General features: G+C 63.0%; 27 protein-coding genes. 17 read left to right on the plus strand and 10 right to left on the minus strand.

Going from position 1 to position 21,793, the window contains the following annotated elements:
- The first annotated feature begins 39 nt into the window (after positions 1-39).
- The 10 genes from ACHWUQ_RS12265 (at position 40) to ACHWUQ_RS12310 (ending at position 5,046) form a co-directional block, all read left to right on the plus strand.
- Positions 40-663, plus strand: a complete 624-nt coding sequence (locus ACHWUQ_RS12265) for a TetR/AcrR family transcriptional regulator (RefSeq protein WP_394681298.1) — start codon at positions 40-42, stop codon at positions 661-663.
- A gap of 224 nt (positions 664-887) precedes the next feature.
- Entirely contained in the window at positions 888-1,115 is a 228-nt protein-coding gene (locus tag ACHWUQ_RS12270; RefSeq protein ID WP_239809467.1) for a hypothetical protein, read from the plus strand.
- A gap of 83 nt (positions 1,116-1,198) precedes the next feature.
- Positions 1,199-1,522, plus strand: coding sequence for a DUF4148 domain-containing protein (locus tag ACHWUQ_RS12275; RefSeq protein ID WP_394681299.1), 324 nt, complete (start codon positions 1,199-1,201; stop codon positions 1,520-1,522).
- Positions 1,523-1,558: 36 nt separating this feature from the next.
- Positions 1,559-2,341, plus strand: a complete 783-nt coding sequence (locus ACHWUQ_RS12280) for a DUF692 family multinuclear iron-containing protein (protein WP_239809469.1) — start codon at positions 1,559-1,561, stop codon at positions 2,339-2,341.
- Complete coding sequence (locus ACHWUQ_RS12285) at positions 2,314-2,595, plus strand: putative DNA-binding domain-containing protein (RefSeq protein WP_312461553.1); 282 nt, start codon at positions 2,314-2,316, stop codon at positions 2,593-2,595. Before ACHWUQ_RS12280 ends, ACHWUQ_RS12285 begins: the two co-directional genes overlap by 28 nt.
- Positions 2,549-3,013 (plus strand): DoxX family protein, encoded by a 465-nt coding sequence (locus ACHWUQ_RS12290; RefSeq protein WP_394681300.1) that lies wholly within the window; start codon positions 2,549-2,551, stop codon positions 3,011-3,013. The genes ACHWUQ_RS12285 and ACHWUQ_RS12290 overlap by 47 nt, the downstream gene beginning before the upstream one ends.
- A gap of 12 nt (positions 3,014-3,025) precedes the next feature.
- Complete coding sequence (locus tag ACHWUQ_RS12295; protein WP_394681301.1) at positions 3,026-3,595, plus strand: sigma-70 family RNA polymerase sigma factor; 570 nt, start codon at positions 3,026-3,028, stop codon at positions 3,593-3,595.
- Positions 3,592-3,804 (plus strand): hypothetical protein, encoded by a 213-nt coding sequence (locus ACHWUQ_RS12300; protein WP_239809473.1) that lies wholly within the window; start codon positions 3,592-3,594, stop codon positions 3,802-3,804. The genes ACHWUQ_RS12295 and ACHWUQ_RS12300 overlap by 4 nt, the downstream gene beginning before the upstream one ends.
- A gap of 67 nt (positions 3,805-3,871) precedes the next feature.
- A complete protein-coding gene (locus tag ACHWUQ_RS12305) occupies positions 3,872-4,273 on the plus strand; it encodes a DUF3224 domain-containing protein (protein WP_313334340.1) in 402 nt (133 codons plus the stop codon).
- A 212-nt stretch (positions 4,274-4,485) separates the two neighbouring features.
- The gene (locus tag ACHWUQ_RS12310; RefSeq protein ID WP_394681302.1) at positions 4,486-5,046 is read left to right on the plus strand and encodes a hypothetical protein; all 561 of its coding nucleotides are present in this window, start codon (positions 4,486-4,488) and stop codon (positions 5,044-5,046) included.
- A gap of 88 nt (positions 5,047-5,134) precedes the next feature.
- On the opposite strand, the gene ACHWUQ_RS12315 is transcribed toward ACHWUQ_RS12310, so the two are convergent.
- Positions 5,135-5,542, minus strand: a complete 408-nt coding sequence (locus tag ACHWUQ_RS12315) for a BLUF domain-containing protein (protein WP_239809476.1) — start codon at positions 5,540-5,542, stop codon at positions 5,135-5,137.
- Between the two features lie 201 nt (positions 5,543-5,743).
- Positions 5,744-6,310, minus strand: coding sequence for a hypothetical protein (locus ACHWUQ_RS12320; RefSeq protein ID WP_312461549.1), 567 nt, complete (start codon positions 6,308-6,310; stop codon positions 5,744-5,746).
- Positions 6,311-6,657: 347 nt separating this feature from the next.
- Between ACHWUQ_RS12320 and ACHWUQ_RS12325 the strand changes: the two genes are divergently transcribed.
- Positions 6,658-7,179, plus strand: coding sequence for a DUF6314 family protein (locus tag ACHWUQ_RS12325; protein WP_394681303.1), 522 nt, complete (start codon positions 6,658-6,660; stop codon positions 7,177-7,179).
- A 72-nt stretch (positions 7,180-7,251) separates the two neighbouring features.
- Here ACHWUQ_RS12325 and ACHWUQ_RS12330 read toward each other — a convergent pair whose 3' ends face one another.
- Positions 7,252-7,797: a MarR family winged helix-turn-helix transcriptional regulator gene (locus ACHWUQ_RS12330; protein ID WP_394681304.1), complete on the minus strand. Its 546-nt coding sequence runs from the start codon at positions 7,795-7,797 to the stop codon at positions 7,252-7,254.
- 64 nt (positions 7,798-7,861) lie between these two features.
- Here ACHWUQ_RS12330 and ACHWUQ_RS12335 point away from each other — a divergent pair, with 64 nt between their 5' ends.
- Both ACHWUQ_RS12335 and ACHWUQ_RS12340 read left to right on the plus strand, forming a co-directional pair.
- Entirely contained in the window at positions 7,862-8,734 is an 873-nt protein-coding gene (locus ACHWUQ_RS12335; protein ID WP_394681305.1) for an EamA family transporter, read from the plus strand.
- A 45-nt stretch (positions 8,735-8,779) separates the two neighbouring features.
- On the plus strand, positions 8,780-9,397 hold the full coding sequence (locus ACHWUQ_RS12340; RefSeq protein ID WP_394681306.1) for a nitroreductase family protein: 618 nt from the start codon (positions 8,780-8,782) through the stop codon (positions 9,395-9,397).
- A gap of 97 nt (positions 9,398-9,494) precedes the next feature.
- Here the strand turns inward: ACHWUQ_RS12340 and ACHWUQ_RS12345 are convergent, their stop codons facing one another.
- From ACHWUQ_RS12345 to ACHWUQ_RS12360, 4 genes are read right to left on the minus strand one after another with little or no spacing between them, the layout of a single operon-like run.
- Positions 9,495-10,409: a LysR family transcriptional regulator gene (locus ACHWUQ_RS12345; RefSeq protein WP_312531092.1), complete on the minus strand. Its 915-nt coding sequence runs from the start codon at positions 10,407-10,409 to the stop codon at positions 9,495-9,497.
- A 59-nt stretch (positions 10,410-10,468) separates the two neighbouring features.
- Positions 10,469-11,035, minus strand: coding sequence for a fumarate hydratase C-terminal domain-containing protein (locus tag ACHWUQ_RS12350; RefSeq protein WP_312834084.1), 567 nt, complete (start codon positions 11,033-11,035; stop codon positions 10,469-10,471).
- 17 nt (positions 11,036-11,052) lie between these two features.
- Positions 11,053-11,898 (minus strand): fumarate hydratase, encoded by an 846-nt coding sequence (locus ACHWUQ_RS12355; protein WP_394681307.1) that lies wholly within the window; start codon positions 11,896-11,898, stop codon positions 11,053-11,055.
- A 10-nt stretch (positions 11,899-11,908) separates the two neighbouring features.
- Positions 11,909-12,877: a Bug family tripartite tricarboxylate transporter substrate binding protein gene (locus tag ACHWUQ_RS12360; RefSeq protein ID WP_394681308.1), complete on the minus strand. Its 969-nt coding sequence runs from the start codon at positions 12,875-12,877 to the stop codon at positions 11,909-11,911.
- A gap of 445 nt (positions 12,878-13,322) precedes the next feature.
- Between ACHWUQ_RS12360 and ACHWUQ_RS12365 the strand changes: the two genes are divergently transcribed.
- Together ACHWUQ_RS12365 and ACHWUQ_RS12370 are read left to right on the plus strand one after the other, a co-directional pair.
- A complete protein-coding gene (locus tag ACHWUQ_RS12365; RefSeq protein WP_394681309.1) occupies positions 13,323-13,916 on the plus strand; it encodes an L-lactate permease in 594 nt (197 codons plus the stop codon).
- 6 nt (positions 13,917-13,922) lie between these two features.
- On the plus strand, positions 13,923-14,792 hold the full coding sequence (locus tag ACHWUQ_RS12370) for a hypothetical protein (protein ID WP_394681310.1): 870 nt from the start codon (positions 13,923-13,925) through the stop codon (positions 14,790-14,792).
- Between the two features lie 46 nt (positions 14,793-14,838).
- Here the strand turns inward: ACHWUQ_RS12370 and ACHWUQ_RS12375 are convergent, their stop codons facing one another.
- On the minus strand, positions 14,839-15,129 hold the full coding sequence (locus ACHWUQ_RS12375; RefSeq protein ID WP_394681311.1) for a putative quinol monooxygenase: 291 nt from the start codon (positions 15,127-15,129) through the stop codon (positions 14,839-14,841).
- 253 nt (positions 15,130-15,382) lie between these two features.
- Positions 15,383-17,821 (minus strand): membrane-bound PQQ-dependent dehydrogenase, glucose/quinate/shikimate family, encoded by a 2,439-nt coding sequence (locus tag ACHWUQ_RS12380; RefSeq protein WP_394681312.1) that lies wholly within the window; start codon positions 17,819-17,821, stop codon positions 15,383-15,385.
- Positions 17,822-17,961: 140 nt separating this feature from the next.
- Between ACHWUQ_RS12380 and ACHWUQ_RS12385 the strand changes: the two genes are divergently transcribed.
- Positions 17,962-19,011, plus strand: coding sequence for a bifunctional helix-turn-helix transcriptional regulator/GNAT family N-acetyltransferase (locus ACHWUQ_RS12385; RefSeq protein WP_394681313.1), 1,050 nt, complete (start codon positions 17,962-17,964; stop codon positions 19,009-19,011).
- A gap of 221 nt (positions 19,012-19,232) precedes the next feature.
- On the opposite strand, the gene glmS is transcribed toward ACHWUQ_RS12385, so the two are convergent.
- The gene (gene glmS / locus ACHWUQ_RS12390; protein WP_312834089.1) at positions 19,233-21,122 is read right to left on the minus strand and encodes a glutamine--fructose-6-phosphate transaminase (isomerizing); all 1,890 of its coding nucleotides are present in this window, start codon (positions 21,120-21,122) and stop codon (positions 19,233-19,235) included.
- Between the two features lie 136 nt (positions 21,123-21,258).
- Here glmS and ACHWUQ_RS12395 point away from each other — a divergent pair, with 136 nt between their 5' ends.
- Positions 21,259-21,768, plus strand: a complete 510-nt coding sequence (locus ACHWUQ_RS12395; RefSeq protein ID WP_394681314.1) for an Lrp/AsnC family transcriptional regulator — start codon at positions 21,259-21,261, stop codon at positions 21,766-21,768.
- Positions 21,769-21,793 lie beyond the last annotated feature (25 nt).

The following is a 21,793-nucleotide window of genomic DNA, read 5'->3' on the forward strand; positions in this document are numbered from 1 at the left end:
TGCGGTTTGACAGACAATTGGCCAGCACCCGGAGAGACCATGGACCCCGAGAAAAAAGCATCCCCCCGCGGGCGACCGCGCCTGATTACGCAAGAGCGCATTGCCGATGCAGGCATTGAGATCGGTTTGCCCCACATCACCTTTGTGGGCGTGGCCAGCGCGCTGGGCGTTACGCACATGGCGCTGTACAAGCATGTGCCGAGCCTGGCCGAGCTCAAGCACATGGTGGCCGAGGAGATCTTCAGGCGCTGGGAGTTTTCTCTGCCCAAGGTGGGCGTACAGGAGGGTCTGCAGGACTACCTGGTCCGCTTCAGCGACTCGGTGCGCGAGTTCGCCAAAACCTACCCGGGCGTGACGCCCTATGTGATCCGCAGGCTGGTCGCCACCCCGGCCATGCTGGAGAAGATCGATGCGCACCAGCAAGAGGTCGCGCAGGCCTACCGCATCGACAAGGACCAGTCGCGCCAGCTGCTGGCCACCATCGCCTTCCATGGCCTGGCCGCTGCCGATTCGGTCTACTCCGCCGCGCGTCAGGAGACCGTGGTGCAGACCAGCTACGAGGCCGAGACCGCCGAGATGGAAGGCGATCTGGCCCAGGGCATGCATGCGCTGATCGCCGGCGCGCTGCTCCAGCTGCAGCTGGACCCTGCGCTGAAGCCCTGACAGGAAAAGTTGCCTGAAGCGGCGCTGAGCCCTCTGCGCCACGCTGCCCCTTCACCAGGGGCACACCGCCCTCAGCGCTTGCGGCGCCTCTGCCGCCCAAGTTGCTCCCGGGCGCCAAAAAAATATTTTCAAAAAGATGTCAGGAAGGGATGGGGTCGAACGACTCCCTCCACGTGGCAGCGCTGTGCTGTGCACGTTCAACCTTTCATCAACAGGAAATACCCATGAAGCTCAAGACCCTCACCACTTTGGCCGCCGCTGTACTCGCCACCTCCGCCTGGGCTGCTGGCAGCCAGGACAGCAAATGCGGCGCCGGCACCTGCGGCAAGAAGGAAAGCAGCACCAAGGACGCCGCCTGCTCCAAGAAAGACGGCGGCTGCTCCAAGAAGGACGCAGGTTGCTCCAAAAAGGATGGTGGCTGCTCCAAGAAGGATGGCGAAAAAGCCCACTGACCCCGTCCCACGACATCCACTACCGAGGCACCGGGTGAGCTCCACTCCCTCACCCGCCTCCCCTACAAGAAAGCACCCCTACCATGTTCAATCTCATCCGCACCCGCACCATCGTCGCAGCCAGCCTGGCCTTGGCCGGTGGCGCCCATGCCATGAGCACCGCCCCCGTCGGCAATGGCTCGGACTACCCCCCCTACCTGGAAGAGCCCAGCCAGCTGACGCGTGCCCAGGTCCGGGCCGAGTTCACCGAGGCCCGCAACAGCGGCATGCTGCTGCTCAAGGGCGACGAGTTCCAGACCGCCATGACGCCACAAGGCATGCCCCTGAGCCGCGCAGAGGTGATCCGTGCAGCCACCCAGGCCCGCATGGATGGCACCTTGCCGCACGGCGATGGTTTTGGCGAGTAACAACGGCTGCTGCTGCACCCACCCGAGGGAGACATGATGATTGGCCTTGGTTTTCGACGTGAGATGCTGGACTGGGACATGTCCGCCGTCCAGGCCGACTTCTTTGAAGTCGCACCCGAGAATTGGATATACCGGGATCTGGCGCCGCTGCATGCGCTGATCGAGTCAGGCCGCCCGGTGCATCTGCATGGCGTGGCACTGAACCTGGGTGGCACTGCGGCACTGGACCAGTCGTTCCTGCGCGATCTGCGCAAGCTGATCAATGCACTGGGCCGCCCGCTGTACTCCGACCACCTGGCCGCCAGCGGGGACAGCCACCAGCTGTACGACCTGTTCGCCGTGCCCTTTACCGCGCCACAGGCACGCCGCGTTGCCGATCGCATCTGCGCGGTGCAGGATGCGCTGGGCATGCGCATCGCGATCGAGAACACCACCTGGTACACCAATATCGGCACGATGCCGGAGGCCGATTTCCTGGGCATGGTGCTCGAGCGTGCCGACTGCCAACTGCTGCTGGATCTCAACAACCTGTCAGTCAACCACAAGAACCATGGCGGGCTCAGCCCGAGCGAATTCGTGCAACGCCTGGGCATGGGGCGGGTGAGCTACATGCATGTGGCGGGCCATGAGTTCGATCCACGCTTTGACCTGTTCATGGACACCCACAGCCAGCCGGTCGAAGCACACACCCAGCAGCTGGCCACCCGCCTGGCGGAGCGCCACGGCACGCCGGTGCTGCTGGAGTGGGACAACGATGTTCCCGGCATCGATGTGATCAACGAGGAATTGTCATGTCTGCGAACTTCTATGACTACGTGAGAGGCATTTCGGACCAGGTTCCGCTGGGCTACAGCCCCAACGGCATGCGCGCCTACCGGCACCTGGTCTATGTCGGGGCCAGCCAGATGGTGGAGGCCCATTTTCCCGAACTGCGCGAGCAACTGGGCGAGGACGCATGGCGCGAACTGATCGCAGCCTTTGTACGCGATTCGCGCTGGAGCTCGGCCTACTATGGAGATATGAAAGATGCATTCCTCGAATTCATTGCCATCGAGAGCACGCGAGAAGATTGACGGCCTGGGCCTGCTGCTGCTGCGCCTGTGGGCGGGGCAGGAGTTCGCGCTGGCAGGGTTCCGCAAGCTCTCGTCAGGCTGGACGGCACCCAGCTGGTTTGCGGGCCTCGACTTCCCCATTTTTGTGGGCTGGCTGCCCGCGAGCCTCAACTGGGGTATAGCCGGTGTTGCCGAACTGCTACTGGGCATTGCACTGGTGCTGGGTATTGCCTCGCGCACCGCGTCACTGGGCCTGTTGTTCATCACCTATGTGGCTGTGTACAGTGTTCACTTCGACCTCGGCTGGGCCGGGTGGAACCAGATCGACAGCGATGATGGCCTGGGATTCAAGGTGCCGCTGATGCTGGCCCTCATGCTGGTGGCCATCGTTACCCAGGGACCGGGCCGCTGGTCGTTCGACAGCTGGCGCAGGCCATAACCAAGGGCAGGAATGCACACTATCGCAGCAGATATCACCGTCCAATGGCGCCAAGCCATGCTGCGCTTTGCGATGCTGCACCTGCCTTCGCGTGAAGAGGCCGAGGACGCCGTTCAGGACACCTTGACCGCCTTGCTGCTGCTGGACCGCGCCAGCTTTGACGCCACCCAGGCCAAGAGTTACCTGTTCGGCATCCTGCGCAACAAGATCAATGACCGGCTGCGCCAGAAATACCGCGCACCGCTGAACTACGCCGAGGCCTTCAACGATGACCTCGACCAGGTCCTCTTCGACAAACGCGGCCACTGGGTCGATGGCGTGGCACCGGCCTCCTGGGTCAATCCCCAGCAGCAGTTGCAGAACGACCAGTTCTTCCTCGTTGTGGATCTGTGTGTGCACAAGCTGCCCGCCAAGCCGGCACGGGTGTTTTCGATGAAGGAGTTCCTCGACTGTGAAGCCGACGAGATCTGCAGCACCTTGGGCATCACCAAGGCCGATTACTGGCAGTGCATGAGCCGCGCGCGCAAGCAGCTGCAGCTCTGCCTGCACCACAACTGGTTTGAGCAAGAAAGGGCGCCATGAAGTGCCGCGACTACATTTTTCAACTGACCTCCGGTCAACTGGAGGACGCGGGCACGGCCACCCAGATCGCTGCCTGGCAGCATCGCATGATTTGCTGGCGCTGCCGCGCGTTCACCCGCAATGATGCGGCGCTGCAAGACATGCTCAAGGGCTATGGTGACCACCTCCAGACCCCGCAGACCCCACCTGCCGAGCCCTCCGACAACTAGGCAACAGTGAGATACTGTACATAAATACAGCCCCGTGCCAGAATGCCATTTTTGCCTGGACATGCCCATGGACCACATCGCCACCGGATCCTTTGACATCACGCTGCAGCCAGAAGCCCTCAGCCCCGTCGCCGAGGCCACCGGCCTGGGCCGGCTCTCGCTGAACAAGCAGTTCAGCGGCGATCTGCAGGCAACGAGCCAGGGCGAGATGCTGTCTTTCCGCAGCGGCACCGCCGGCTCAGCCGGCTATGTGGCCATGGAGCGGGTGCAAGGCCATCTGCATGGCCGCCATGGCAGTTTTGTGCTGCAGCACAGCGCCAGCATGGCCCAGGGCGAGGCTAGCCAACACATCACCGTCGTACCCGACTCGGCCACCGATGCACTGCAAGGCCTGCGCGGTACGATGCAGATCACCATCGACAACGGCCAGCATTCCTACCGCTTTGCGTACCAGTTGCCGCAGACCTGAGCCACGCTGCGCATCGCCGGTGGCGGACCTGTCCCGGCGCTGCGATGGCATGCAGGACTGGGACTTTTTGCAGGGCGCGGCGTTTTCACGGTGGGCAGGGTGCGCCGCTGCTCCGTAGAATGCAGAGCGAACCCTGCACCCTTCCCTGGCCCACATGCCCAGGGCGTTCCCACCTCTGCGCGACCACCGCACACCGCGCAAAAAGGCATGACATGACCCATGGCTTCCGCGATGCACCGGACGGCCTGCGCTACGCGGAGTCCATCAGCGGGCCGATGCGGCTGTTTGCCGCCACCATCGGCCTGGCGATGTTCCTGATTCCGGTCCCCTTTGTGCACCATGCCCACGGGGGCCTGCGCTGGTGGCAATGGCTGCTGCTGGCAGCCTGCGTGGCGGTGCCAGCGCTGATGGGGCTGTTTTTTCTGAGCCTGGCCGGGGGGCGCTGCCTGCGGCTGCATTTTGACAGCCGCCAGCGCTGCATGCTTCGCCACCGGCGTTTTCCCTGGCCACGGCATCCCGAGGCCGTGCCCTATGCGCAGATCGATCCGCCCAGCGTGCTGGAGCGCAGCTCCGAGGACGGGCCGCACTATGTTGTGCGTCTAGCCGTTCGAGGCGAGCGTGCGATGCATCTGGGCAGTTTTGGGTGGCAGGCAGAGGCCCAGGACTGGTGCCAGCGCATTGCTGACCATCTGCAGCACCAGCCACCCCTGCCGACACCGATGGCCCCCACGCCAGGGTCGGATGGTGCGCACGCAGACCCGCAAACGCGTTGAAAACCAGACTGAAGGGGCGAATGGGCTGGGAGACGAACCTTGTGCCGTTCGGGCTGCAGACCCGCAGCGCTGCACCTCACCCAGCCCTTCAAAAAATATCGAGTGTCCTGATGGCGCCCGCAAAGCGCTCCAGCGCGCCGCAGGGTTGGGTCTGGGCCAGCGACGGGATATCCAGACCGCTGCTGCCGAGATCGCTGTCCGCATACCCCATCACCCAGCCGGGGAAGCGGCGCTCAGGGCCAGACAGGCCTGCATCGACCACGGTGAAATCCGAATGCCGGGGATCGGCGCGCAGATGGGCCTCCAGCAAAGCCATCGCTTCCGGAGCGCCTTCCACATACTGCGCAAACCAGTCGCCGTCAAACACCAGCACGCCCGTGATGCCATGGATGGCATTCATTTCACGGGCCTGTTTGACGATGCGCCCCACCTCGGTGGAGCTGTAGCCGGCCGCCAGCCTGCTGATGTAGAGAAGGGACCGGAGGCTGGTAGGCATGGATGCGCTTTCGCTGTCAATGAACATTCAATGTACTTGTTCCCTTAGCAACCAGCACCCAAGGAGGGGCGTTTTTGTAGGTCGCCAGGGCGGTGGGTGAACGGGCCCGTGCCCAGACACGGCTTGCCCCTGGCAGCCGTGCAGACACGGCTGACCAGGGGCAAGCGGCAAGCGCTACGGTCGGCGCTCAATCAGCGGCAATTACTGGCCGAACTTGCGCTTGGCATCGGCAACGCAGGCGTCCTTGGCATCACCGGCCATCGCATCGCAACGCTCCTTGGCGGCCTTGTAGTCGGCTTCACGGCTCTTCTCGGCAGCGTCCTTGCGGGCATCAGCCACGTCAGCCGTGTTGGACGAAGGCTTGGCGCTGACTTCGGCAACCTTGGCCGCTTCCAGAGCCTTCACGTGGGCAGCCTTGGCTTCCTTCTGGCAGACATCCTTGGTGTTGCCGGTGGCGTCATCGCACTTTTCCTTGGCAACATCGTATTCCGCATCGGCCTTGGCCTTGGCCAGGTCGTGGCGGTGGCCTTCGGTAGGCTCGGCGCGGTGCTTCAGATCGGCCAGCGCAATCTTCTTCTGGCCATCAGCTTGCTTCTTGCAGACATCCTTGGCATTGCCCTTCATGGGCTTGCACTGGTCGCTGGCAGCCTTGTACTCGGCCTCGATGCGATCCTTTTCCGTTTTTTGCTCGGCCGAGGTCATGGCAAAGACACCACCGGAGAAGAAAGCGGCGGCACACAGAGCGGCGATAGTGGGTTGGAGCTTCATGGTTTTTTTCCTTGGATCGTTATGGTGAAAGATCTGACTATTTTTTGCACCCATCAATGAAGCGCAAAAAATAATCTCCTGGCATGTCATTCATGCAATACCGCCACAATGGCTGCGTTGCTGGCCTCAATGGCGTGAATGAATTATCAGCAGCCACTGGCAGGCATGCTGTGGGTGGCAGGACGGACCCATGGTCAGATTTCACCTACCGGTGCAACGCACCGTTACGACTCGGGAAAGGGCCCTTGGGCAGTGTCTCAAACGCTGGCAAAATTCAGGGCCGCCCCCCTGTGTGTCGCAGCCCTTGGGCCACGCGCAGAGCGGCCCGCGCCAGACAACCATCGCCTATGGAACACACCGCCATGACCCACGAGCGCCAGCCACCCTGGGTGGCAGAACAACTGCTGGCTGCGCTGCAAGGCGAATGGCGCTTTACCCGCAGCCTGCAGGACCTCGTCAGCCATCACCCCATTGGCACCGTGCAAGGCCAGGCACACTTCACACCCGAGAGCGCCAGCACGGCCCACTATGCAGAGAACGGCCAGATGGTGCTGCACAACGGCCAATCCTTTCGCGCCAGCAGCAGCTATTTTTTCAGCCAGCAAGGGGCTGACCTGTGCATCTACTTTGATGCGCAGCAGCAGCGCCTTTTTCACCAACTGCGCCCTGCGCTGGACCCGCAGGGGCAGCTGAGCGCCAGCAGCTCGCACCTGTGCATCGCGGACCGCTATGACAGCCACTACGCGTTTTTAAGCAACGGCAGTTTTGTCATTGAGCACCAGGTGCGCGGACCGCACAAGTCGTACCGCAGCCATACGCTGTATGAGCGGCTGACGGGCGCCCCGACCAACACCAGCACAGCGATCTGAGAAAGATAAAAGGCGGCTTTGAGCAGCGGATCAAAAGTCCGTTGCCTTCAACGCTGACCCCTCAACAGCGCATCAACAGCACTGCGCATCCTCTGTGCTGCCTGCGCCGCCTTCCAACACTGCCAGCAATGCAGACAGATGCGTATTGAGGGCCGCCAGGCTTGCAGCAGACATCGGCTGCAGCAGCGCGCGTTCCTTGTCCACATGCACCGTGACGGCGGCATCAATGAGCTTGAGACCTGGTTTGGTCAGTTGCACCAGCATGCTGCGCGCATCCAGCGCATTGGGCACCCGCTCGATCCAGCCACTGGCCTCCAGGCGCTTGAGCCGGTGCGTCATGGTGCCCGAGGTCACCATCAGGGTCGAGAACAACTCGGTGGGGCTGAGCCGGTAGGGCACGCCCGAGCGCCGCAGCGCGGCCAGCATGTCGAACTCCCAAAAGCTCAGGCCGAACTGCGCAAAGTTGGCGTCCAGGCTTTGCTCGATCAGCGCGGCACAGCGCTTGATGCGGCCAATCGGGCCCATGGGGCTGGCATCCAGATCGGGCCGCTCGCGGGCCCATTGCGCCAGGATCGCGTCCACGGCATCACCCGCAGGGGACAAAGGTTTCTTTGGCATTTGTCTTGATATCAAGATATTTAAGCGTTAGCATCCATTTTATCTTGAATTGAAGATAAACCCTATGCAAGCCCCTTCGCAGTCATCCCGCTGGCAAGACATCGCCCTCACCGCCCTGGCCCCCATGGTCTGGGGCTCCACCTATATCGTGGCCTCGGAGCTGCTGCCGCCGCACCGCCCTTTCACCGCCGCCCTGATCCGGGTGCTGCCCGCCGGCCTGCTGCTGGTGCTGGCCATGCGCCGGCTGCCCGCGCAGCAGCACTGGCTGCGCTTACTGATCCTGAGTGTGCTCAATATCGGCGCCTTCCAGGCCTTGCTGTTTGTAGCGGCCTACCGCTTGCCGGGTGGCCTGGCCGCCGTGCTGGGCGCCATCCAGCCGCTGATGGTGATGGCCCTGGCCTGGTGGGCCGATGGCAAATCGCCCGCCCGCAGCACCTTGGCTGCGGCAGTGGCTGGGGTGCTGGGCATGGCGCTGCTGCTGATCTCACCGCAGACAGTATTCGAGCCCATCGGCATTGCCGCAGCCTTTCTGGGTGCGGCCTGCATGGCCAGCGGGGTCTGGCTGACCCGTCGCTGGCAGTTGGAACTGCCCGTGATGGCACTTACCGGCTGGCAGCTGTTGCTGGGCGGGCTGATGCTCGCCCCGCTGGCCTGGTGGCTCGATGCACCGCTGCCGCCCCTCAGTACCTTGCAGTGGCTGGCCTATGCCTACCTTTGCCTGGCCGGCGCGCTGCTGGCCTATGCGCTGTGGTTTCGTGGAATTGCGCGCTTGCCCACGGTGGCCGTCGCTTCGCTGGGCCTGCTCAGCCCGCTCACTGCCGTCGTGCTCGGCTGGGCGCTGCTGGGCCAATCGATGGGCGGCATGGCGCTGGCCGGCCTGGTTGTCGTGCTGGTCAGCGTGCTGGCCGTGCAGGGGACGGCAGCGCCGCCTCGCTAACGCAAGCGCTTTCATGTTTAAACCCTTCATCCTTTCCACCTGACCATGACCAATCCCGTACAACAAGCCATTGAAGACCGTATCTCCGTGCACCGTTATGTCGATGGCCCTCCGTTGGATGACGCCCGCATCCATGCCCTGATCGAACAGGCCACGCGTGCCCCATCGGCCTACAACATGCAGAACTGGCGCTTCATCGCAGTGCGCTCTGCCGAGGCCAAGGCCCGCCTGCAGGCGGTGGCCTATGGCCAACAAAAGGTGGTGGATGCGGCGGTGGCCTTTATCGTCTGCGGCACCTTGGCGGCACACCGCCAGTTGGCCGCCGCCCTGCAGCCCAGTGTGGATGCCGGCACCCTGCCCCAGCGCACCGCCGATGCCTGGGTCGCCCAGGCCATCCAGGCCCATGAGGGAGATGCGCAGTTGCAGCGCGATGAAGCGCTGCGCTCGGTATCGCTGGCAGCGATGACCTTGATGCTGGCAGCGCAAGGCGAGCAGCTCGGGTCCTGCGCGATGGTGGGCTTTGATGCGCCGGCCTTGCACCAGACCTTTGGGCTGGCGCAGGACGAGGTGCCAGTGGTGCTGGTCACCGTGGGCTACCCTGCGAAAGAACAAGGACCTCAGAAGCCGCGCAAGGCGGTGCATGAGGTGCTGGAGATGGTGTAGCCCGAGGTCAGATTCAGCCCAGGCCAGCGTGCCCAGAGCAGACCCCATCTGCAGGCCCCTCTAGCCTCATGGAGTTCAGCCTCCCGGCCAGCGGCACTCAGCGCTGGCTTACAGTGTCCGCATGGCGGGCCGCATGCAGCAAAGCCTGCATCAGCCGGTCCACCTGTTCGGACTTCTCTCTTCCTCGTGCCGTACACACCATCATCTGCCGCTTCGCCCACTCGTCCTTGAGCGCGCGGGTCTGCAGGTTCATGCCATGCAGGTAAGCCTGCGCAGCGACCTCAGGAAGCACACCAATGCCCATACCTGCCTCAATCATGCGGGACACCGCCTCGAAGCTCTGCATCTCGACCCGGAGCTTGAGTGCTTTTTGCGCCAGGCCTGCCTGCGCAGCAAGCAGGTCCATCAACGAAGTCGCGTGCTCCAGGCCCACCAATGGATAGTCGAGTACCTGTCCAAACCACAGCTCATCAAAGGCCGCCAATGGGTGATGGGGCGGCAGCACCACCGTGAGGTGGTCCGAGCGGTAGGGATGGCACTCCAAGCCCTCAATGGAGCCGCCAGGGTTGATGACACCCACGTCCGTCTCGCCGAGCAACAAGGCTTCGACGATTTGTTTGCTCCAGCGCTCTTTGACCGTCAGCCGAATGTCGGGGTTGGCCGCAGTAAAGCTCGCGAGGTCCGAGGGCACGTATTGGGCCATGGCCGAGGTGTTCACCTGGATGCGGACCGCGCGCCTGCGCCCCTGCTCATGCTCCTCCAGATCCACCTGCATCTGGTTGAGCTGGATGAGCAGCTGGGTGGCATGGTGGAGCAAGGTTTTGCCAGCGGGCGTCAGCGCCACCCCCTTGTGTGACCTGTCAAACAGCGTGCATTTGAGCCGATGCTCCAACAGAGAAATACGCCGGCTCGCGGCTGCCAGGCCCATGGATTGCGCCTCCGCAGCGCGCGTCAGACTGTGCAGCTCGGCAGCCTTCACAAAAAGCGCAAGAGAGTCGAGGTCGGGAAGCATGGTTGTCTCATGGGAAGATGGGGCCGCATGAGTATCCCCCGACTGGGCGCCAGTGGCTGTCACGCCTTTTTGAGCAGCGCGCGGTACTTCTCGACTTCTTCGGCGTACATATCGCGCCCGTGTGCGTCATTGGTCACGAGCAGCGGGAAATCTTCGATCACCAGCCGCTGAACCGCTTCGGTCTTGAGGTCGTCGTAGGCGATGATTTCTGCCGAGCGGATGCAGGCAAAAAGCGTCGCGGAAATGCCGCCAATCGCAGAGAAGCAGACGGCACGGTTTTGCTGGCAGGAGCTGCGGATGGCCGGCCCGCGCGGGCCTTTTCCGATAGCGCCGCGAACACCGTAGTCGAAGAGCACCGTGGCATAGGGGTCCATGCGATACGCGGACGTAGGAGCCACAACCCCTATCGCATGGCCGGGCTTGGACGGGCCGGGGCCGCCATAGAAAATGACTTGCCCACGCAGGTCGACCGGCAACGTCTGCCCTGCGTTGAGCGTGTCGACAAAGCGCTTGTGCGCGGCATCGCGCGCCATGTAGATGATGCCGGACAGGTAGACCTCGTCGCCTACCTGGAGTTGCAGCGCCGCCGCGTCATCCAGCGGAGTTTGAAGATGGTGAGTCGCCATGCACGGGTCCCTCAATATCAGATGGTTGCAGTGGCGCGCCGGCTGGCATGGCACTGGATGTTCACGGCCACGGGCAGCGCAGTGATGTGGCAGGCATAGGTTTCCACGGCACACCACAGCGCGGTCGTGGAGCCGCCAAAGCCCTGGGGGCCAATACCGGTCTGGTTGATGAGCGCCAGCAACTCGGCTTCCAGCTGGGCGATATGCGGCTCGGGATGGTGGTCGCCGATATCCCGCAAGATCGCTTTTTTGGCGATGGCCGTCACCTTGTCGAAGCTGCCACCAATACCAACCCCCACGGTGAGCGGCGGGCAGGCAGCGCCCCCCGCCGCTTCAATGGCCGAGAGTACAAACTTCTTCACGCCTTCCGCCCCTTCACCAGGCAGCAGGAACTTCATCGTGCTCCAGTTCTCGCTGCCGCCCCCCTTGGGCACCACGGTGAAGTGGATCTGGTCGCCCGGAACAATCTCGGTATGCACCACCGCTGGCGTGTTGTCATTGCTGTTGATGCGCAGCAAGGGGTCGGAGACGACGGACTTGCGCATGAAGCCTCCGGCATAGCCCTTGCGCACGCCTGCCTGCACGGCTTCTTCAAAGCTGCCACCATGCACGTGAACGTCCTGGCCCAGCTCGACAAAGACAATGGTCAAGCCCGTGTCATGGCAGTAAGACACCTGGTTCTCGCGGGCAATCCTGTCGTTGTCGATGAGCTTGAGCAGTACGGACTTGCCCAGCGGTGACACCTCCGTTTCAGCCGCGTGGTGGAAGCCCTGGATGAGGTTGTCCGGCAGCAGGTGGCATGCGTCGATGCAGAGCTGGGCGACGGTGTCGGTGATATGGCTTGTGGCTATTTCTCGAATCATAGATGTCCCATTACTCCACGCTGACCTTGGCGTCTTCCACTACTTTTTTCCAGCGTGCGACCTCACCGGCGAGATAGGCATTGAATTGCTCCGGCGTGCGCTCGACCGGCGGGGTCAGCGCCTGCGCTTTCATCTGCTCATGAAACGCCGGTGTCTTGAACATCGCGATGACTTCGCGGTTGAGGGCCTCCACAATCTCTTGGGGCGTGCCTTTGGGAGCGACGAGTCCAAAGAAGGCCACCGCGCTCAACTTGGGATAACCCAGCTCGCCGAGCGTGGGCACGTCGGGGATGTAGGGCGAGCGGCTGTCATCCACCACGGCGATGGCCTTGAGTTGCCGGCTGCCGATACTGGTCAGCAGCGGCGGCAAGGAGTCGGAGGTCACTTCGAGCGTGTTGCTGATGACGGCGGTCTTGGACTCTGCGCTTCCCTTGTAAGGAACATGGACCATCGGAAACGCGATTTCCTTTTTCAGCAGCTCCATCGTGAGGTGCTGCAGCGACCCGTTGCCTGCGGAGCCATAGGACATGTCCTTGGCCTTGGCCTGCTTGACCAGATCGGCAAAGCTGGTGATGCCCGAGGCATTGGATACCGCAATCACCTGTGGCGTCGAGCCTGTCTCGGCGATGCCGCTGAAATCGGTCAAGGGGTTGTACTTGGTGTCCTTGGGATAGAGGGCCGGCGCAATGGCATAGGGGCCGGAGCTTGTCAGCAGCAAGGTGTTGCCATCGGGCTTGGCCCGGGCGACAAAGGTGGTTCCAATGCGGCCGCCGCTGCCCGGGCGGTTGTCCACAATGAAGGCCTGTTTGAACCTGGCCTGCAGCTCCTTGCTGACCATCCGGGCAACGATGTCGCCCGTCTGCCCTGCGGCAAACGGCACAACGATGGTCACCGGGCCTGCGGGCCAGGTCGCATGGGCGGCGCCGCTGGCCAAGGCCAATGCGGCCGCTGCCACCGCAGTGATTGCTTTCATTCTCATGGGGTTTGTCTCCTTTTTTTATCGTGCGCTGTCTTCGCGACTTGTGCGTCTGGACTTCTGGCCAGCTCCTGTCGTCCCGCTTCCAGGTCGCTCATACGCAATCGCATGGGCAGGAGCGCCCGGCTGCGTCCGGTGATCCTTATGCTAGGGATGGCCGTCAGCTTGCGGAATGGCTACTTCGCAGAGGGGTGTTCGAGAAATTCGAAGGTGCGGGAAAAGCGCAGAGGACGGCAAAGGCGTTTGGAGCGATGAGGAGCCACAAGCGCTACGCATGGTTGCGCGCCTGACGGGCTACCGCAGGCGAGAGCAGCCAAGGTGACTGGGTAAGCGCTGGGAAGCTCGGAGAATCATCTCAACAAATAACAACGCATCTTCTCTTGTATGCCAGGCATGACAATAAAAGCGCTCTGTTTGCAACCAGCATCTTCCCATCTCAAGCGCTGCAATGCATAGCTATCTGCTGTGGGCAACGCCCACCTTGGTCGTGGCGCTGGCCATCGCCTTTTTGAAGTGGAACGCGGCCAGGTCCGCACTGCTGGGCCTGGCCTTGACAGTGCCCATTGCGTTTTTCACCGGCCCCATTCCGTTCTCTCTCGACAAACTCGCTGAATCGCTCCTGAGGGGCTCCTGGATTGGCGGAACCATAGCGCCCTACATCCTGGGCGGCCTGCTGTTCTGGCGCGTGGCGTCCAGCAAGCATGCGCTCGATGATGCGGACGCCCCTGCGGCAGAACTCGATCCCCATGCCCGCCGCAGAAGGCTGTTCTTTGCCTGTTTTTTGGTCGGCCCGTTCGCCGAGTCCGCCACCGGCTTTGGCGTCGGCATGGTGGGCACGGTGATGATGCTGCGCCACCTGGGCCTGGCGCCGCGCCATCTGATGGTGTTCGCCTTGCTCAGCCAGACCTTTATTCCCTGGGGTGCGATGAGCAGCGGCACGCTGCTGGGCGCCACTTATCTGCGCGTGTCGCCCACGGACCTGGCCCTTTATTCCTCCGTGCCTGTCGCGACCCTGATGCTGCTCTGGCTCACGCTGTTCTAGGCGACCTTGCGCCAGGCTAACGAGAATATCTCCCTCGCCGAATGCGGATGGGAGCTGCTCTGGGTCGCGGCCAGTCTGGCCAGCCTCGTCGCCTGCACGTATTTGCTGGGTCCGGAGACGGCACTGCTTGCCGCCTTCAGCCCGCTCATCATCGTTCGCTACCTGGTGGATGAGCGCCCCAATGGGCAGGCGCTGCGCCAACGCGCCATCGCCTGCCTGCCCTATGGCTTGATCATTGGATGGCTGGCCGCCACCCGGCTCCTCGCAGGCCTGCGCGATTGGCTGTCGACATTGGTATTTTTCCGGCCCTTTCCCGATCTGCCGATGTTATTGCCGTTGATGCATTCCGGGCTGTGGTTCCTGGTGGCTGCGCTGTTGACAGCGGCTTTCCGCAAGCGCACGCATACACTCAAAGGCGAGATCGTGGCCTCCTGGTCCACCGGCAAGCAGGCGGTATGGACGGTGTTTCTGTTTGCGATGATGGCGGAAATGCTGAATAAATCGGGCATTGCGCAAGGCCTGGCCCAGGGCCTCTTTGCCGCCTTGGGCCCCGATGCCATGGTGCTCACCCCTGCGCTGGCGGGCGCGCTGGGCATCATTGCCAACACCGGTAATGCCGGCAACAGCCTGCTGCTGCCGCCGCTCTCCACCCTGGCTGCGCAGGCCGGCATCAGCCTGCTGGCTACCGGCGCGGTGGTGCATGTCTCCGGGCTGGCACTGGGCTTTTTCTCACCGGTGCGCATGTCGATTGCGGCCAAGCTCAGCCATGGGGCTGCGCAAGAGCGGTCGGTTTACCTGTTCCTGCTGCCGTTTGCGCTGGCGGCGTTCGCGGTGATGACCTGTTTTGCCTGGCTCAGCGCTATGCAGACCTGGTGACCCACGCAGCCGGTTAAGTGGCGAGCGCGATGCGCACCAGAGCCCGTTAGCCCTGCGCCTGCCATTCGACAAATTCCATCTTCTGGGATGCGCACAGGCGGTTCAGCGCCGCCACGCCCTGCACAAAGTGCGGCTCCTTCTCATGCGCCGCCAAAGCCTGGCGGTCGGTCCATGCCTCAAAGAGATAGACCAGCTCTTGGCCCACCGCAAGGTCGTAGCGCAGGCAGCCAGCCTCCTGCCGGCTGGCCCGCGCCAAGGTGGTAAGCGTAGAGACGACGTCCGGCAAATGGCCGGGCAGGGGTTGCAAGGTGACGATCAGGTTCAGCGGTGCAGTCAATTCTGGCTCCTTGGATGAGATGGCGTTGTGGTTCAACAGAGTCATCGATACAAGCCTAGCATTGATGCGCATACAGGCGCAGCGGGGGCGGTCAACGCCGATCGACCGCAACCGTGTAGCGGCTAAAAATGCAAACGCCCGATGCAGTGCACCGGGCGTCATGGGCCGGATGGCTCCGGCATTTTTTATCCGTCCCAACTAGCAACTTCCATGGCGACGGGCCATTCTCAGTTGCAGCCTGTACGCAGGCCGGTCACTTCGCGTCCGGCAAGGCGTAGGCAATGATGTAGTCACCGCGATCGGGGGCTGTGCGGCCACCGCCTGCCGTCACCACCACATACTGCTTTCCGGAGCTGGGGGACTTGAACACCAGCGGTGTGGACTGCGCACCCACGGGCAGGGGCGACTTCCAGATCTCTTCGCCGGTCTTCACATCCATGGCACGCAGATAGTAATCAGCCGTGCCCGTGTAGAAGATCAGACCGGATGCGGTCGCCACCGGGCCGCCCAAGGAGGGCATTCCGATGGGGATGGGCAAACCGGTCTTGATGCCCATGGGGCCCATCTGCTCTACGGTGCCCAATGAACGCTGCCAGGCGATCTTGCGCGTCTTCAGGTCGATGGCGGTCATCATGCCGAAAGGCGGATCGGTACAGGGCACGCCAATCTGCGAGGTGACCATCACACGGTTTACACCGTAAGGGGTACCTTCCATCGGCACCACACCAGCGACGCTCGGCGTGGTCTTGCCGGAGGCGATGAGGGCCTTGTCGGCTTCCGCGCGTGGCAGAAGCCGGGCCTTCATCATGATCCGCATATCGTTCACGATGAGGTAGTCGTGGACCTTATCGATGGAGATACCGCCCCAGTTCATCGTGCCGAACGGCGATGGGTGGGGGATGTACCAGTTGGTGCTTGGCGGTGTGAAGTCGCCCTTGTATTCCAACTGCTTGAACGCTATGCGGCACGCCAACTGGTCGATGGGCGTAATGCCCCACATCTGCGCTTCGGTCAACACCCCTTGGCGAATCTGCGGCATGCCTACCGAGTAGGGTTGCGTGGCAGCGAGCTTCTCGCCTGGCAAGCCCTCGGTGGACACCGGCTTTTCCTGCACTTCTGCGATCGGCTTGCCAGAGCGGCGGTCGATCACGAAGATCTCGCCACGCTTGGTCGTCTGAATCAGCGCGGGAATCCGCTCTCCGTTGTCGCCAGGCACGTCGTAGAGGACGGGCTTGGAAGGCAGGTCGTAATCCCACACGTCGTGGTGCGTGGTCTGGAACACCCAGCGTTCGGCGCCCGTCCGCGCATCCAATGCCACGACCGAGGAGCTGACACGGTCGGTTTCCGGGGTGCGGTGGCCGCCATACATGTCGGGCGTGCCGTTGCCCGTGGGCAGGTAGACCAGGCCCAGCTCGGCGTCGTACGTAGGGGCGGCCCAGGTATTGGGTGTGCCGCGGGTGTAGTGCTCGCCGGGGCCCGGCGCCGTGGTCACGCCGGGACGGCCCACATCCCATGCCCATGCCAGGTCACCGGTCACGGCGTCGAATGCGCGCACCGCGCCTGAAGGTTCATCGACCGATTGGTTGTCCATCACCCAGCCGCCCACCAGCAGGCGGTCGCCGGCCAGCACAGGGCCTGCCGTGGGGTTGTAGAAGCCGGGCACGATGTCGCCCATGCCGGTGGCCAACGACACCTGGCCGTTCTTGCCGAAGTCGCTGCAGAACTGGCCGCTGGCAGCATCCAGCGCGATCAGGCGCATGTCAGCCGTGGTCAGGTAGATGCGACGCGCGCATGCGCCGCTGGGCGGGGTAGCGGATGCCGAGGCAGCCGGGGTCTTTGGGGCCGAGGCCGATTCAGCAGCCTGGGGCAATTCGTAATACGCCAGTGAGCGGCAGCGCTGCCAGGTGGGGCTGAAGCCCGAATTCACCTTGGGGTCGAACGTCCACAGCTGCTTGCCCGTATCCGCCTCGATCGCGAAGACCTGGTTGGATGGCGTGCAGGCATACAGCACATTGCCGATCTGCAGCGGGGTATTCTGGTTTTCTTTGCCGCCGAAGGCGAAGTCTCCAGTGCGGAAGGTCCAGGCCACTTGCAAGCCCTTGACGTTGCCGGGTGTGATTTGGTCAGCGGTGGCAAACTGCGTGCCATCCGGCGTGCGGCCGTAGTTGGTCCAGTTGGCATGGTCATCGCCGGGCTGGTAGCCCTGTGCGATTTCGGGCTCGGCCCCGGGCTTCACCGTCCAGATGGGCTGGAAGGCGGCGACGAAGGCCCCAACAATCCCCAGCGCAAGCAACGCAGCCGTGCCGCGAGACGCGCCTTTGATATGGGCACAACGCTCGCTACCGCGCAGGTAGGGCACCACCAGCGCAATCAACATACCGAGCACGGCGGGCAGGCCGATGCGCGCCGCAAGCGGCCAGAAATGCCATCCCGCCTCCCACAAGGCCCAGACGACGGTAATGGCCAAGCAGGCGGCATAGAGCCAGGCGCCACGTACATCCGCTCGGACCAGAAAGACACCGGCCACCAGAACCAGCAGTCCCACCGGCAGATAATAAAAAGAGCCCCCAAGCTGCAAGAGTTGAAGGCCACCATAGGCAAGATAGGCGCCCAACGCGATAGCGATGACGCCCAGGATGGCCGCGAACACCCGGGCGGCGCGCGGAGCCCGTGCGGGCTGACTGGCTGACATACAGAAGATCTCCGAAGATATATGCACCAGACCCGAGCCCCATGCTCCGGTCTGGATGGCGCACCGCAGCAGGCGTTCCTGGTGTACCGCTCTGTCATTGGTTGCGATGCGCAACTTTTATTGTAATTTAATGTCTATGTTTGAGTGAGATCATCTCCATATTGGCCATCAGCAAATTGCGAAACGCAACTAAAACAATGACAAGCCCCCGCCCTGCCCCTTCCATCCCCCTCGACGTCGTCCACCAGTTGCGGGGGTTTTCTCGCCAGCTGGTGCGTGAGCTGGGCTATCTACGGTCACCGTTTGGTGGCAGTGAGCTGGCTCCGTCTGCTGTCCACGCCATCATCGAGATAGGCGCGCAGCCTGGTCTCCAGGCCCGCGATCTGGCTGCGCTGCTGCGGCTGGACAAATCCAACACCAGCCGGCAGCTGGCCAAGCTGGAGGCCATGGGTTTGGTCCGCAGAGAATCGGCCGCCGACGACGCCCGTTCTTCCCGCTTGTTTCTCACGGACGAGGGACGGGACTTGCAGGTTCGGATCGACCACTTTGGCACCGCACAGGTCACGCGCGTGCTGCAACAACTGGAGCCTCATGAGCACGATGCGCTGAACCGGCTCCTGTCCCTGTACGCCTCTGCGCTGTCACGCGACAACGCCCATGTGGACCGGCCGGCCCAGATCGAGCGCCAGCTGTCGTCCGGATATACGCCCGGCATGCTGGGCGATGTGTCTGCCATGCTGGCGCGGCATTTTGCTGCGCAAGGCATGGATGCGAAGGCCTGCGAATGCCACACCGCGATGGAGCTCTCGGCCTTTCTGCAGTCGCCGCTGGACGAAGGGAACGGCATGTGGCTTTACCGGGAAGACACGCGTGTGCTGGGCTGCATCGTGCTCGAGGGCAATCCGCTCACGCGCGTGGGGCGGCTGCGGTGGTTCATTGTGGACAGCAGTCTGCGTGGCCTGGGCATTGGCAAGCGCCTTCTGGTAAAAGCACTGGCCCAGGCGGACCTGCATTTCGACGAAATCCATCTGGCGGACCTGGGCGAGTCCAGCGCCACAGCCGCGCTCTACGGTTCTCAGGGTTTTGCGCAGGTGTCTGCCCGCTCCGTGACGCGGTGGGGAGTGGAAACCACCGAAAGGCGCTTTCTTCGCGTGCGGAATGCGCGAGCAGGACTGCAGAACAAGGCCTAATCCGCCTCTGCGGTAGAGGACCGGCATCGAGCGCAATGCACCGGAGGACGGGCCGCTGACGCCAACCCGCCAGGTCCGCCCGTGTTTCTGCTGGAAGCCCAAGCACCATCGCGCCCCTCGCCTTTGCCACGCTACGGCTGTGACGAGAAGCCGCATGCGCGCGTCATGCGGCTTCGCGGCCTGAGTGACCCAGAACCATGGGGCAACGATGCCGGCAGCGCTTACTCCACCGTGACCGACTTGGCCAGGTTGCGCGGCTTGTCCACATCGGTGCCGCGCGCCACGGCCGTGTGGTACGACAGCAGCTGCAGCGGCACCACATGCAGGATGGGGCTGAGCACGCCATAGTGCTCGGGCATGCGGATCACATGCATGCCTTCGGCGTTCTCGATGTTGGTGTTGGCATCGGCCAGCACATAGAGCACGCCGCCACGCGCCCGCACTTCCTGCATATTGCTCTTGAGCTTTTCCAGCAGTTCGTCATTGGGGGCCACGGTGACGACCGGCATCTCGCTGTCCACCAGCGCCAGCGGGCCGTGTTTCAGCTCGCCGGCTGGGTAGGCTTCGGCGTGGATGTAGCTGATCTCCTTGAGCTTGAGCGCGCCTTCCAGTGCGATCGGGTAGTGGATGCCCCGGCCCAGGAAGAGCGCGTTTTGCTTGCGCGCAAAATCCTCGGCCCAGCTGACCACCTGGGGCTCCAGCGCCAGCACGGCCTGCAAGGCGACGGGCAGGTGGCGCATTTTTTCCAGGTAGGTATCGGACTGCGCCTCGGTGATCTGGCCCTTGCTCTGGCCCAGCGCCAGGGTCAGCAGGAACAGGCCTGCCAGCTGCGTGGTGAAGGCCTTGGTGGAGGCCACACCGATTTCCATGCCGGCGCGGGTGATGTAGCTCAGCTTGCACTCGCGCACCATCGCGCTGGTGGCCACGTTGCAGATGGTCAGGGTGTTGGTCATGCCCAGGCTCTGCGCATGGCGCAGCGCCGCCAGGGTGTCGGCCGTCTCGCCCGATTGGCTGATCGTGACCACCAGCGCCCGGGGGTTGGGCACGCTCTTGCGGTAGCGGTACTCGCTGGCCACTTCCACATTGCAGCGGATGCCCGCCAGGCCCTCCATCCAGTATTTGGCGGCGCAGCCGCTGTAGTAGCTGGTGCCACAGGCGAGGATCAACACCTCGTCAATCTCTTTGAAGATACGCCAGGCGGCGGTGCCATCCGGGCCATCGAACAGCTCGGGCACAACGCTTTGCACGCCCTCCAGGGTTTCCGCAATCGCGCGCGGCTGCTCGAAGATCTCCTTTTGCATGTAGTGGCGGTAGGGGCCCAGCTCCACAGCACCGCTGTGGGCATGCACGGTCTTGACCGGGCGCTCGGCAAGGTCCAGCGTTTTGCCGTGGTGATCCACCACCCAATAGCGGCCAATCTGCAAATCGACCATATCGCCTTCGGCCAGGTAGACGATCTGGTCGGTCACGCCGGCCAGTGCCATCGCGTCGCTGGCCAGGAAGTTCTCGTTGTTGCCCACGCCCAGGATCAGCGGCGAGCCTGCGCGCGCGCCAACCACGCGGTGGGGTTCGTCCTTGTGCATGACGGCAATCGCATAGGCGCCACGCAGCGCCTTGATGGCCTGCTGCAACGCGCTGAACAGGTCGCCGTCGTAATGGCTGTCCACCAGGTGGGCAATCACTTCGGTATCGGTCTGGCTCAAAAACTGGTAACCCTTGGCCTGCAGCTCGGCGCGCAGCGCCTCATGGTTCTCGATGATCCCGTTGTGCACCAGGGCCACACGGCCCACTGCCTGCACATCGGCCACGCCCGGGCCGGCGCTGAAATGCGGGTGGGCATTGTGCACGGCGGGTGCGCCATGCGTGGCCCAGCGCGTATGGGCGATGCCGGTGGCGCCCTGCACCTGTTCGCTGGCCACCTGCTCCATCAGCTCGGCCACACGGGCCGTACTGCGGGCGCGGCGCAGGCCGCCGGGCTGCCGGCCGTCGAGGCTGGCCTCATGCACGGCCACACCGCAGGAGTCATAGCCACGGTACTCCAGCCGCTGCAGGCCTTGCACCAGCACCGGGACGATATTGCGCGTAGAAACTGCACCAACAATGCCGCACATAGCTTTCACTCCTTGATCCACAATGGCAGCAGTGTAGACAGGTGGTCGTATTATTTTCTTTCCATTTTTCATGCCAAATGAAATAAAATTTCAACAAATATATTCATTGAAATAAAATTTCAAAATGGACAATGAAATGAATGATTTCACCTTGGACATCATCGATTTGCAACTGCTGGACGCGTTGCAAAAGGATGCCTCCGTCAGCAACCTGGCGCTGGCCGACAAGGTGCATGTCTCGCCCCCCACCTGCCTGCGCCGCACCAAGCGGCTGCGTGAGATGGGGCTGATCGCCGCCGAGGTGGCCCTGCTATCGCACGATGTGCTGGCCCAGGTGCAGGGCTTTGGCCTGTTTGCGCTGGTGGAGGTCAGCCTGGACCGGCAGGGCGCTGAAGAGCTGGATGCCTTTGAGGCCTTCGTCGTGCAGAACGACCAGGTGCAGCAGTGCTGGCGGGTCAGCCCCGGGCCGGATTTTGTGCTGGTGGTCTACGCCCATGACATGCCCGGTTATCTGGCATTGACGCAAAAGCTGTTCACTTCGCAGAGCAATGTGCGCAATGTGAAAACCTACTTCGCCACCAAGCGCAGCAAATTCGTCACCCGCATTCCGCTGCCCAAAGGGCCGCACCTGTCGCTGCACAGCTGAGCGCAGGACTCCCGTCTCGGAAGGG

The organism is uncultured Comamonas sp. (assembly GCF_964277875.1).
GTDB lineage: Bacteria > Pseudomonadota > Gammaproteobacteria > Burkholderiales > Burkholderiaceae_C > Comamonas > Comamonas sediminis.